The sequence below is a fragment of the Halomonas colorata genome (assembly GCF_014897985.1).
Lineage (GTDB): Bacteria > Pseudomonadota > Gammaproteobacteria > Pseudomonadales > Halomonadaceae > Vreelandella > Vreelandella colorata.
This window is the reverse complement of the sequence record NZ_JABUZA010000009.1, coordinates 115,145-127,151: the sequence shown is the minus strand read 5'-3', so window position 1 is coordinate 127,151 and position 12,007 is coordinate 115,145. Positions and strand designations below refer to the sequence as shown.

Below are 12,007 nucleotides of genomic sequence, written 5' to 3'. Positions count from 1 at the left end.
ATAACGGCTGGAGCAACTGATGAAATGCGGTGTTATGATGAGACAAAGCCTGAATCCTTTATGAGTAGAGTGTTTGGGCGCACTCTCATTTTACTCACTTGGATCCAGGCTTTTTCATTTATTAATGTTTATGGGACAGCAGTGGCCTAAACCCCAGTTTGGTTTTCCCGGCCTATCACCCGGTGATCGCTGGTGTTTATGCGCCAGCCGTTGGCAGCAGGCGGCTAACGTGGGGGTGGCGCCGCCGGTCATTTTATCCGGAACGCATGAGAAAGCGCTTGAAGTAACCACCCTGAACATTCTGCGCCAACACGCCCTGGATTTGGTTTATTAGTGCCTTGCGGCTGTCGAGAATAACCGTAGTAAATGACTGTCGTGAAGAACTGTTGTGAAGAACTGTTTTGAAGAACTGCATGAACGACGGCAACTGCTTTAGACGTCACTGATGCTTTACACCTCCTCCCCAGGCTAGGATAGTAGCCCTACCGACAGGGGCGCTTGAGATCATCGAGCTGAGACGCACCCTTTGAACCTGAACCGGATAATACCGGCGTAGGAAGTCGCGGTGTCGTTTCGCACCCGATCTACGCTGTGAGGTGGCTATGACATCACTCCCGCTTGGCGAGGCTCTCTTCGCCGTGCAACGCACGACACCGCTGGTGCACTGTATTACCAATTTTGTGGCAATGAACAGCACCGCTAACTGCCTGTTAGCGGTGGGCGCCTCCCCCGCCATGCTGCATGCCGTCGAGGAAGTTGCCGAATTTACCCGCTTGGCCGGGGCGCTCTCGATCAATATTGGCACGCCTTCGCCAACCTGGGCCGAGGGCATGCAGCAGGCGACGAAGGCAGCGCAGGAAAATAACACCCCGTGGGTATTTGATCCGGTTGCCGTGGGCGCTACACGCTACCGGCAAACTCTTTCCCAGCAGTTGCTGGCGTTTTCACCCAGCGTGATTCGGGGCAACGCTTCAGAAATTATCGCGCTGACGGGCCTGACCCACCAGGGTCGAGGCGTCGATGCCACGGCTTCAATCGACGAGGCGCGTGACGCCGCTATTATCCTGGCTAACCGGCAAGGCTGTATTGTCGCCATGACCGGCGAGCATGACTTCGTGACCGATGGCACCCAGCACTGGCGGCTAACCGGCGGGCATTCGTTAATGCCACGTGTAACTACTCTTGGCTGTGCATTGAGCGCCACCGTAGCGGCATTTATCGCCACCCGGCCTGAAACACCGTTAGTGGCGACCGTGGCGGCACTGGCAAGCTTTGGCGTGGCAGGCGAGCGCGCAGGAGCGCTGGCAACCGGCCCCGGCAGCTTCCAAGTGGCGCTTCTGGATGCGCTTTATCAACTGACGCCAAGCGATCTTGATACGTTCACCGGCCTGGAGAAAGGTTAAATGCACTTTGATCTTTCGCTCTATCTGGTGACGGATGCCCGCTTATGCCAACCCTATGGCCTTGAGCGCACGGTCGTTGAAGCCGTCGAGGGTGGCGTAAGCTTTGTTCAGCTGCGTGATAAGCAGGCAAGCGATGCCGATATGATTAAGCAGGCTAAACGCCTCAAGGCCGCCCTGGCCGGTAGCAGTGTGCCGCTGGTGATTAATGACCGCTTGGTGGTCGCGCTGGAAAGCGGTGCGGATGGGCTACACGTCGGGCAAAGCGATACCGCCGCTCAACAGGCGCGCACCGCAATGGGGCCAGACGCTATTATCGGGCTTTCCATTAACACGCTTGCGCAGCTTCAAGCGGCCCCGGTAGAGCTTTTAGACTATGTGGGACTGGGCCCGGTGTTTGCCACGCAGAGCAAACGTGACCATGCGCTCCCTATCGGGTTTGAGGGCCTTGCGCAGCTGGCAGCTGCCTCACCGCTGCCCAGCGTTGCCATCGGTGGGTTAAAGGCCGACCATAGCGAGCAGGTCTTCCGTGCCGGTACAAATGGGCTGGCGGTTATTTCAGCTATTTGCGGCCAGCCCGCCCCTTATCAGGCCGCTCGCCTTTTTACCCGGCCCAGCCTTTAAGTGACGTGATTTTATGCATCAGCTTGAGCCGATAGTCGCCTTTATGCGAGTTGCCGAACTGGGCAGCTACACGCGCGCCGCCGAGGCATTAAATCTTTCCCGTACGCGGGTTTCGCGCTTGGTCATGGCGCTTGAGGAAACGCTGGGAGTGCGGCTCATTCAGCGCACCACGCGGCGCCTGCATTTAACGGCGGAGGGCGAGCGCTATCTGGCTCATGCACAGACAATTGTGCAAGCGCTTGATGAAGCCGCCGCCGATGTCGGCAGCGGCGTTTCTGAGATGCGCGGCCGATTACGCATCAATGGGCCCATGAGCTTTGGCGTAGGCCACCTTTCTCCTCTGGTCGCAAGCTTTATGGCCCAGCATCCTGGCTTGGATGTACGCCTGGACTTGAACGACCGCCGGGTGGATCTTCTCGAAGAGGGCTACGACGTTGCAATCCGCATCGGCAGCCTGCCGGACTCAAGCCTGGTGGCGCGCCGCCTGACACGCTGCCGAATGCTGTTTTGCGCCTCGCCTGACTATCTTGCCAAACACGGCGTCCCTGCCAATATAGAAGCTTTAAAGCAGCACCAGTGCCTGCACTATCGTAGCGGCCCGACCCCTGGCGACTGGCGTTTTGGCAATATCACGCTGTCCACCCACGGCCCGCTTGAAAGCAACAACGGTGATGTATTAACCCACGTTGCCGAAGCGGGGCTGGGTATCGCTCATCAGCCGAGCTTTTTGGTGACTGAAAGCATTATTGAAGGGCGTTTAATCCCGGTTTTAACCGAACTAGCGCCAAAAATATTGGATATTCATGCGCTTTACCCAGCCCGGCGCTTTCTACCTGCCAAAGTAGAGCGCTTCATCGACCATTTGGCGGCTGCCTGGGGCGACCCACCCTACTGGGAGCGTGACATGGGATTGTCGCCTATTACCCAACAGTGATGTTCGTTAAACGTCGATTATCTCTCAGTCATAGCCACGTAAAGTGTCTTCATTGAAACATCGTTCCCCAATGGAGATATCCTCATGAATGCACCCTCTTCCGCGATGACTGCGCCTGCGAATATTCAACCCCACGCCATCGCACTACTTCGCGTTTCGCTTGGCGTAATGGCACTGGCCCACGGCCTGCTTAAGGTCTTCGTATTTACACTGCCGGGGACGGTGGGTTACTTCGAATCGTTAGGCTTACCCGGCTTTCTGGCTTACCTGACCATTCTGGGAGAGCTGGGCGGCGGCTTAGCGCTAATACTGGGCATTTACACCCGCTGGGTTAGTCTTGCCATGATACCGCTCCTGCTGGGCGCCACGTCGATCCACCAGGGCAACGGCTGGATGTTCTCTAATGAAGGCGGCGGCTGGGAATTCCCGCTGTTCTGGACCGTTGCGCTACTGGTTCAAGCAGGATTAGGTAGCGGCAGCTTCAACCTGGGTCGTTTTTTCCGCTAGTTTGAAAGCTCCATTTTTGAAAGCCCTATTCTTTGCCTTGGCGCTCAGCCCGAGCGTCGGGGCTACCGTTAGGAGATGTCATCATGTTACCTAGCCTGTTTATATCCCACGGCTCCCCGATGCTGGCGCTCACCCCGACCCCAGCACATCAGTTTCTGCGCGAGCTGGGCAAAACGCTGGCACCCAAGGCAGTCGTTGTCGTTTCTGCTCATTGGGAGAGCCTTGCGCTCAAGGTAAGCAACACGGCCTGGCCGGAAACCATTCACGACTTTGGTGGTTTTCCGCAGGCGCTGTTCGAGTGCCAGTACCCTGCGCCGGGTGAGCCTGAACTGGCTGAGCGTCTGGCGGCACTGCTCGGTGCCCAGAGTGTCGAGCGTGGGCTTGATCACGGTGCCTGGGTACCGCTTTCGCTTATGTTTCCCAAAGCAGATATCCCGGTGGTGTCTGTCTCACTGCCCATACGCTGGTCCAATCAGGAGCTTGCCGAGCTAGGTAGTAAGCTTGCCACGCTGCGCGACGAGGGTATTTTAGTTATTGGTTCGGGCAGCTTGACCCACAATCTGTACGAGACAATGCCCATGGGCAGCGCTATGCCAGACTGGGTGGGCGAGTTCGCAGATTGGGTCGATAGCAAACTGGCTAGTAATGACCGCGACGCATTACTTGACTGGCAGGATGCTCCCGAAGCTCGCAGAAACCATCCAACCCCCGAGCATTTTCAACCGTTGCTGGTGGCGATGGGCGCAGGAGGCGATGCCAAGCAGCTGCACCATAGTGTCGAGCATGGAGTGCTGGCGATGGATGTATATGCGTTTGCCTGAAGCAGTCCGCTTTATCACCTTCATGCAGAGGGGCGGCGTTTCAAGGTTGTTCGGCGATCATGGTAGGCAATCGCCAGGCCGCTGCTGATAATCAGCACGCTTCCTACCCATACCCAGCTATCCGGCGTTTCGTCCCAAAACCACCAGCCAAGCGCCACGGCCCATAGCATGGCGGTGTAATCAAACGGCGCGGCAATGGCCGCCGCCGTATAGCGAAACGCTAATGTTAAAAACGCCGTCGCGCTCACGCCTAATACGCCCGAAGCCAAAAACCCCAGCCAGTGGTGCGGTTCAGGCGTTTGCCATACCCAGGGCAAACACAGTCCGGTGATCACACACGGCACGAGCATCATATAAAATACCATGGCCCATAGATGCTCCTGGCTTCCATAGCGCCGTGCGGTGATCATCATCAACGCATAGAACAGCGCCGCGGCCAGCATGATCAGCGCGCCTAGATGAAACGCATCGCCGCCCGGTCTGACGACTACCAGTACGCCCACAAACCCAATAAGTGAAAAGATGACGACAGGCCGGTCAATCCGCTCACCGAGCATGGGGACTGATAGCAGAGTGACAAATAACGGGGCAACAAAGGCAATCGCGGTAGCTTCTGCCAGAGGTAATAGCGTTAGGCCCATCACAAAACTCACCATCAACGCCGTGTAGATCAATCCACGTACTAAATGCACGACAGGACGCTTGGTGCGCAGTTTTTTCAGCCCGCCCGACGTGTAGGCCAATAATACAATCAGCGGCAGCGATACGAGGGCACGAAAGAAGATGATCTGCAGCGGGGAGTGCACTTCCCCCAACCACTTGGCAATGGCATCACCGAGGCACAAAAAAAGCACCCCTGCGCACATGAAAAGAATGCCTTTTAATGACGCTGTCACGCGCGCCCCCAGGTTGTTGGTACGGCTTAAAAACAAAAGCCCCCGCTAATCAACCAAGCGTTAGCGGGGGCTTTGCTCTGCTTTGTACATCACAGCTTTAAAGTGCATCACAGTTTTAAAGGCTGGCGTTAACCACCATGCACTCCATGCCCTGCAGCAGAAGCTCTCGGCAGGCTTCACGGGCATGGTGCTCATCCAAGGCGACCAAACGGGCACGGTAAACCGGCGTTTGGCCTTCAAGGGTATCCACCGCAATACGCCCGGATAAATTCTGGGTTAAGCGCTGAGCTGCCTGCTGGGCCAGCTGCTGCGCCTGAGCTTCTTGACTAAACGCACCTACCTGAATACCCCAGTGCCCGCTTGGCGGTGCTTCAATGATACGTTCGCGCTGAATAAAGTCCTGTAAAGGGTCGGAATTCGATGCCGCTGAGACTTCGCTCGGCCCTTCAACGGTCATCTTGGCCAGACGCTCATCCACCATCGCGCTTGGGCTAGGTGAAATGGTGGTGGTGTCCACACGGGCGAGCATTTGGCTAGGTTGGGAAACCGGTGCGGGACGCGAAGGGGCGATCGGCGGAGTAGCTGACGGGAAACTCATGTAATCCTGTGAAAAACTGGTATCCGCAAGCCAGCTGCGATGATCACGCAACTCCGCGCGCATAAAGCTTCTATCCAACAGATTGGCCATATGCGTATCGCGAGAGGAGGCGCTAAAACCGCCCATCACTACCGCGACCATACGCCGACCGTCATGTACGGCGGTGGTTGCCACGTTAAATCCAGAGGCGCGAATAAAGCCCGTTTTTAGCCCATCGGCACCGGGGTAGCTGCCCACCAAGCGGTTATGGCTGGTGTGGCGCGTGCCACGATAGGTGAATTCTTGTAGACCAAAATAATGATAATACTGAGGGAAATCTTGAATGACGCGCACCGAGAGAGTGAGCATGTCGCGGGCCGTGGTCATCTGCTGATCATCAGGCAAGCCGGAGGCGTTACGAAAGGTGGTCGCCGTCATGCCGAGATCGCGCGCCTTCTCGGTCATCATGCGGGCGAACTGTTGTTCACTACCGCCTAGCGATTCACTGAGCACAACGGCGACGTCATTGGCAGAACGTACCGCCAGGGCACGAATAGCGGTATCCACAGGGATGGTACTGCCCGCCGAAAGCCACAGTTTTGTGGCGGGCATGGCGGCGGCCTGAGCGGACACGGGTAGTGCCTGATTAAGGCCTAGATCGCCGTTTTCCAATGCTTCAAAGGTTAGATATAGCGTCATCATCTTGGTTAGCGACGCGGGGTAGCGTGGTGCATCGGCGTTTTCCGAGTACAGCACTTCGCCATTTTCAAGATCGACTACGATACCGGCATAACGCGGATTCGCCTGGGCGGCAGATGCCGTGATAGCCGTTAGAAATAGCAGGAATATCGCAAACCATGCCATTGCCCCTTTATTATATTTAACTCCCCTCGCCGCCATGTCCGCCCCTTGCTGATGTCATCTGCGCTGGAAATAAAACCCACACTCTCAAACCCACATTCTCTCAGCGTGTTCGCACGCAGCTTGCCCTGCGCATTGTTTACGCGCTGATCAAACACGTTGGAGATATCAATTCGATTATGTCTGCTGGTTCAAAACACTCTCTAGACTAGCACGCTCGACGGGTAATTTAACGCTTTGTGCAGAGTATATACGCAACAGATAAATACACGAGCTAGCGCAAGACGCCAGACACAAAAAAACCGACCCAGCTGGGTCGGTTTTCATTCTGCTTTAAAGAGGCTGCAGCTAAAGATTTACTCTTCAGCAGCGGCTTCTTCAGCAACCGGACGGTCTACTAGCTCAACATAAGCCATAGGCGCGTTGTCGCCGGTGCGGAAACCGCACTTGAGAATACGGATGTAACCACCCGGACGCTCGGCGTAACGCGGACCCAGCTCGTTAAACAGCTTGCCAACGGCTTCTTTGGAACGTGTGCGAGAGAACGCCAAACGACGGTTCGCAACGCTATCCTGCTTGGCTAAGGTGATCAGCGGCTCGATAACGCGACGCAGTTCCTTGGCCTTAGGCAGGGTTGTCTTGATGACTTCATGTTCGACCAGCGAGACAGACATGTTCTTGAACATGGCCTGACGATGCGAGCTGGTGCGATTCAGATGACGACCACTCTTACGATGACGCATGGTTGTAATTCCTTACCAAACTGGGACTCGAGTCGACACTCACGCGGAGGCCTTGTCGTCCTTCAGGCTAGCGGGCGGCCAATTTTCCAACCGCATGCCGAGGGACAAGCCGCGCGCCGCCAAAACGTCCTTGATTTCATTCAAGGATTTTTTACCGAGGTTCGGTGTCTTCAACAGCTCAACTTCAGTGCGCTGGATAAGATCACCGATATAGTAAATATTCTCGGCTTTTAGGCAGTTCGCGCTGCGAACGGTCAACTCAAGATCGTCTACGGGGCGCAATAGGATTGGATCAACATGATCCTCTTCCTCTTCGACTTCCTGCTCTTTATCAGCTTCCAGGTCGACGAAGGCGGCCAGCTGCTCTTGCAGAATGGTCGCACTGCGACGGATAGCCTCTTCCGGATCCAAAGTACCGTCGGTTTCCAGATCGATAATCAGCTTATCGAGATCGGTGCGCTGCTCAACACGAGCGGCTTCAACCGAATAGGAAACGCGGCGGACAGGGCTGAAGGTGGCATCCAGCTGCAGGCGGCCAATAGCACGGGTCTCTTCATCAGAGCCACGGGCGTCAGCCGGTTCGTAGCCACGACCCAGCGCTACCTTAAGCTGAATTTTCAGCTCGGCACCTTCATTGACGTGTGCAATGACGTGGTCCGGGTTGACGATTTCGACGCTATGATCAAGCGCAATGTCGCCAGCAGTGACGACGGCTGGGCCCTGCTTGTTCAGCGAGAGCACCGCCTCATCGCGGCTGTGCATCTTGATCGCAACATCTTTCAAGTTCAGGAGGATTTCGATGACATCTTCCTGCACCCCTTCGAGCGCACTGTACTCGTGCTCTACACCCGCAATTTCAGCCTCTACCACGGCAGCGCCGGGCATAGACGAAAGCAGAATGCGACGCAGTGCATTCCCCAGGGTGTGACCAAAACCACGCTCGAACGGTTCGAGAACGATCTTGGCATGATGTGCGCTGATTTCTTCTACCTTGATGTCGCGAGGACGAAGAAACTCTGTCACTGAACGCTGCATATGAACACCTTTCAGGCTGCCAAACGGATACTGTGTTCTTAAGAACAAGTACTCAAGAGCATCTGGGCGGTTAGCTTTGCTACCCCGCCCAGGCTTCAAGAAGCAGAGATTAATTAACGCCGCTTACTTGGAGTACAGCTCGACGATCAGGTTTTCGTTGATGTCGGCAGTCAGGTCACCGCGTTCAGGCAGAGCCTTGAAAGTGCCTTCCATCTTCTTGGCGTCGATTTCGATCCAAACGATATCGCCACGGTTTGCCGCAATGGACAACGCGCTTTGAATACGGGCTTGGTTCTTCGCCTTTTCGCGAATGGCTACAACGTCACCCGGCTTCACTTGGTAGGAAGCTACGTTAACGGTACGGCCGTTCACGGAAACTGCCTTATGGCTAACGAGCTGACGCGCTTCAGAGCGAGTCGAGCCGAAACCCATACGGTAGACGACGTTATCCAGTCGGGATTCGAGCAACTGCAACAATACTTCACCGGTCGCGCCTTTCAGGCGAGCAGCTTCTTTGTAGTAGTTACGGAACTGTTTTTCGAGTACGCCATACATGCGACGTACTTTTTGCTTCTCGCGAAGCTGCAAGCCGTAGTCTGAAAGACGCTGACGACGCTGGCCGTGTACACCCGGGATTTGCTCGGATTTACACTTTTTCTCGAAGGGAGTCACACCACTCTTCAAAAAGAGATCGGTGCCTTCACGACGAGACAGTTTGCACTTCGGTCCAATATAACGAGCCATGAATCTGTCTCCTTAAACGCGGCGTTTCTTAGGCGGACGGCAGCCATTATGGGGAATGGGCGTCGCGTCTACGATGCTTTGCACGCGGAAGCCTGCGGCATTCAATGCGCGCACGGCGGATTCACGACCGGGACCTGGGCCTTTAACCAGTACGTCTACGTTTTTCACACCATACTCGGCTGCAGCAGTTGCTGCACGTTCACTTGCTACTTGAGCAGCGAACGGGGTGCTCTTGCGAGAACCACGAAAACCCGAACCACCGGCAGTTGCCCAAGAAAGCGCATTGCCCTGGCGGTCTGTGATCGTCACGATCGTGTTGTTAAAAGAGGCATGGATATGCGCAACGGCGTCCACTACCTGCTTTTTAACCTTTTTACGGTTACTACGCGGGTTAGCCATGTTGATGTCTATTCCTGTCTTTACATAGGCTCTCTATGAAAGAGCCTGCGTGTTATTTGCGGATCGGCTTACGCGGGCCCTTACGGGTGCGCGCGTTAGTCTTAGTCCGCTGACCACGCAGCGGAAGACTACGACGATGACGCAGACCACGGTAGCAACCTAAGTCCATGAGACGCTTAATGTTCAGCGTAACATCACGACGAAGGTCGCCTTCTACGGTGTACTTACCAACTTCAGAACGCAGGGTATCCAGCTCTTCGCCAGATAGGTCCTGGATCTTGGTAGTCAGCGCGATACCGGCAGCAGCACAGATATGCTGTGCGCGAGTACGGCCAATCCCGAAGATATAGGTCAGCGAGATCGCCGCATGCTTGTTGTCCGGGATATTGACGCCTGCAATACGGGCCATCAGCTTACTCCGAAATTTGAGCGGCTTGCTCGTTTATTCATCTACAAAAGGCGCAACAGCATACCCCTTTAATTGCCCTAAGGCAAGGGGTATGCCGAACACCCACTTAAAGCAACGTAGGAATTAACCCTGACGCTGCTTGTGCCGCGGTTCGATGCAAATGACGCGGACAGCGCCATTGCGACGAATGATCTTGCAGTTACGGCACATTTTCTTTACGGAAGCTCGAACTTTCATCGTTCTTTCTCCAAAAACGGCTCGCGGCGCGCCAATCGTAAGGCGGCGCCTCAGCGCATGATGCCGCCGCTACCGTAGCCTTTCAGGTTGGACTTCTTCATCACCGAGTCATACTGATGCGACATGAGGTGTGACTGCACCTGGGCCATGAAGTCCATGATGACCACTACCACGATCAGAAGCGAGGTACCGCCAAAAAAGAATGGCACATTCCACGCAACAATCAGGAACTGGGGCATCAGGGAAACCGCAGTGATATACAGGGCACCGAATAAAGTTAGACGAGTCATAACCTTATCGATATAGCGAGCGGTCTGCTCGCCGGGACGAATGCCCGGCAGGAACGCACCTGACTTTTTCAGATTGTCAGCTACATCCTTGGGATTGAAGACCAGCGCTGTGTAAAAGAAGCAGAAGAATACCACTGCCGCCGCGAAAAGCAAGATGTAAAGCGGTTGCCCGGGGGCTAAAGCTTGTGATGCACGCTGCAACCACTCCATACCTTCACCAGCACCGACCCACTGACCAATAGAGGCCGGGAAGAGCAGAATACTGGATGCGAAGATCGCAGGAATAACACCTGCCATGTTCACTTTCAAAGGCAGGTAGCTGCTTTGACCTGCATACATCTTGTTGCCCACCTGGCGGCGCGGGTAGTTCACTTTCAAACGGCGTTGGCCGCGCTCAATGAACACCACAAACGCAACCGTGGCAATACCTAGCACTGACAGCGCTAACAGCGGGAGAACATTCCAGGCCCCTTCGTTACGAGCGAGCTCGAACGCTTGCCCCACGGCACTGGGCAGCCCAGCGACGATACCGGCGAAGATCAGCAGCGAAATACCGTTGCCGATCCCCTTTTCGGTAATCTGCTCACCTAGCCACATCATAAACACCGCGCCTGACACAAACGTAATCACGGCGGTGAAATAGAAGCTAAAGTCAGCGCTGTAAGCGATGCCTTGGCTAGCCAGGCCGACCGACATACCGGTAGCCTGGACAAGAGCCAGTATCACCGTGCCGTAGCGGGTGTACTGACTAATCTTGCGGCGGCCGGACTCACCTTCCTTCTTGAGCTGCTCAAGATGGGGTGAGACCGCAGTCATCAGCTGCATGATAATCGACGCTGAAATATAGGGCATGATACCCAAAGCGAGGACGCTCATGCGCTCCAGGGCGCCACCCGAGAACATGTTAAACATGCCCAGGATGGTGCCCTGTTGCTCCCTAAACAAGGCAGCAAGCTGGTCAGGATTGATACCGGGAACGGGAATATGGGCACCGATTCGGTACACCACGATGGCGAGGAGCACGAAGCGCAAGCGCGCCCACAGTTCACTCAGACCGTTGCCCATCGCCGGCATATTTCCTGACTTGGCCATTTAGTCCTCTACCTTGCCGCCAGCAGCTTCGATCGCTTCACGGGCACCTTTGGTGACCTTGATACCACGAACGGTAACTGCTTTTTTCAGTTCGCCAGAAAGGATGATCTTCGCGTGTAGCGTCGCATCCTTCAGCACGTTGGCTTGCTTCAGTGTTTCCATGGTGACTTCTTCACCGGAAACTTTGGCAAGCTCGGCCAGGCGTACTTCTTCAGACACCAGCGATTTAGCTGATGTGAAGCCGAACTTCGGTAGACGACGCTGTAACGGCATCTGACCGCCTTCGAAACCAGGCTTGACGCTACCGCCACTGCGTGATTTCTGACCTTTGTGGCCACGGCCGCCGGTCTTACCAAGACCGGAACCGATACCACGACCAACGCGCTTTTCAGCGTGTTTGGAGCCCGGTGCCGGACTCAGGGTATTGAGTTTCATGGA

General features: G+C 55.4%; 16 protein-coding genes and 1 riboswitch. Of the genes, 6 read left to right on the top strand and 10 right to left on the bottom strand.

Going from position 1 to position 12,007, the window contains the following annotated elements; all coding sequences use genetic code 11:
* Positions 1 to 124 precede the first annotated feature (124 nt).
* The 6 genes from INT33_RS07250 (at position 125) to INT33_RS07225 (ending at position 4,286) form a co-directional block, all read left to right on the top strand.
* Positions 125 to 334 (top strand): DUF2237 family protein, encoded by a 210-nt coding sequence (locus INT33_RS07250; protein ID WP_193091510.1) that lies wholly within the window; start codon positions 125 to 127, stop codon positions 332 to 334.
* 146 nt (positions 335 to 480) lie between these two features.
* Positions 481 to 576, top strand: a riboswitch (TPP riboswitch).
* Positions 577 to 602: 26 nt separating this feature from the next.
* On the top strand, positions 603 to 1,403 hold the full coding sequence (thiM, locus tag INT33_RS07245) for a hydroxyethylthiazole kinase (protein WP_193091509.1): 801 nt from the start codon (positions 603 to 605) through the stop codon (positions 1,401 to 1,403).
* Positions 1,404 to 2,024 (top strand): thiamine phosphate synthase, encoded by a 621-nt coding sequence (gene thiE / locus INT33_RS07240; protein WP_193091508.1) that lies wholly within the window; start codon positions 1,404 to 1,406, stop codon positions 2,022 to 2,024.
* A 13-nt stretch (positions 2,025 to 2,037) separates the two neighbouring features.
* Positions 2,038 to 2,958: a LysR family transcriptional regulator gene (locus INT33_RS07235; RefSeq protein WP_193091507.1), complete on the top strand. Its 921-nt coding sequence runs from the start codon at positions 2,038 to 2,040 to the stop codon at positions 2,956 to 2,958.
* Between the two features lie 84 nt (positions 2,959 to 3,042).
* Positions 3,043 to 3,465, top strand: coding sequence for a DoxX family protein (locus tag INT33_RS07230; protein WP_193091506.1), 423 nt, complete (start codon positions 3,043 to 3,045; stop codon positions 3,463 to 3,465).
* A gap of 83 nt (positions 3,466 to 3,548) precedes the next feature.
* Positions 3,549 to 4,286 carry a dioxygenase family protein gene (locus INT33_RS07225; RefSeq protein WP_192536498.1) on the top strand — a complete coding sequence of 246 codons (738 nt, stop codon included), beginning with the start codon at positions 3,549 to 3,551 and terminating at the stop codon, positions 4,284 to 4,286.
* 20 nt (positions 4,287 to 4,306) lie between these two features.
* Here the strand turns inward: INT33_RS07225 and INT33_RS07220 are convergent, their stop codons facing one another.
* From INT33_RS07220 to rplO, 10 genes are all read right to left on the bottom strand, one after another.
* Positions 4,307 to 5,182, bottom strand: a complete 876-nt coding sequence (locus tag INT33_RS07220; protein ID WP_318782725.1) for a DMT family transporter — start codon at positions 5,180 to 5,182, stop codon at positions 4,307 to 4,309.
* Positions 5,183 to 5,297: 115 nt separating this feature from the next.
* The gene (locus tag INT33_RS07215; RefSeq protein WP_193091505.1) at positions 5,298 to 6,623 is read right to left on the bottom strand and encodes a D-alanyl-D-alanine carboxypeptidase family protein; all 1,326 of its coding nucleotides are present in this window, start codon (positions 6,621 to 6,623) and stop codon (positions 5,298 to 5,300) included.
* A gap of 353 nt (positions 6,624 to 6,976) precedes the next feature.
* A complete protein-coding gene (gene rplQ, locus INT33_RS07210) occupies positions 6,977 to 7,363 on the bottom strand; it encodes a 50S ribosomal protein L17 (RefSeq protein ID WP_018917717.1) in 387 nt (128 codons plus the stop codon).
* 39 nt (positions 7,364 to 7,402) lie between these two features.
* Entirely contained in the window at positions 7,403 to 8,398 is a 996-nt protein-coding gene (locus INT33_RS07205; protein WP_016915790.1) for a DNA-directed RNA polymerase subunit alpha, read from the bottom strand.
* A gap of 123 nt (positions 8,399 to 8,521) precedes the next feature.
* Complete coding sequence (gene rpsD / locus INT33_RS07200; RefSeq protein WP_018917718.1) at positions 8,522 to 9,142, bottom strand: 30S ribosomal protein S4; 621 nt, start codon at positions 9,140 to 9,142, stop codon at positions 8,522 to 8,524.
* A gap of 12 nt (positions 9,143 to 9,154) precedes the next feature.
* Positions 9,155 to 9,541: a 30S ribosomal protein S11 gene (gene rpsK / locus INT33_RS07195; RefSeq protein WP_009099028.1), complete on the bottom strand. Its 387-nt coding sequence runs from the start codon at positions 9,539 to 9,541 to the stop codon at positions 9,155 to 9,157.
* Between the two features lie 52 nt (positions 9,542 to 9,593).
* Positions 9,594 to 9,950, bottom strand: a complete 357-nt coding sequence (gene rpsM, locus INT33_RS07190; protein ID WP_192536496.1) for a 30S ribosomal protein S13 — start codon at positions 9,948 to 9,950, stop codon at positions 9,594 to 9,596.
* A 123-nt stretch (positions 9,951 to 10,073) separates the two neighbouring features.
* Positions 10,074 to 10,187, bottom strand: coding sequence for a 50S ribosomal protein L36 (gene rpmJ / locus INT33_RS07185; protein WP_009099023.1), 114 nt, complete (start codon positions 10,185 to 10,187; stop codon positions 10,074 to 10,076).
* 50 nt (positions 10,188 to 10,237) lie between these two features.
* A complete protein-coding gene (secY, locus tag INT33_RS07180) occupies positions 10,238 to 11,569 on the bottom strand; it encodes a preprotein translocase subunit SecY (protein ID WP_018917720.1) in 1,332 nt (443 codons plus the stop codon).
* Positions 11,570 to 12,004 (bottom strand): 50S ribosomal protein L15, encoded by a 435-nt coding sequence (rplO, locus tag INT33_RS07175; RefSeq protein ID WP_018917721.1) that lies wholly within the window; start codon positions 12,002 to 12,004, stop codon positions 11,570 to 11,572.
* Positions 12,005 to 12,007 lie beyond the last annotated feature (3 nt).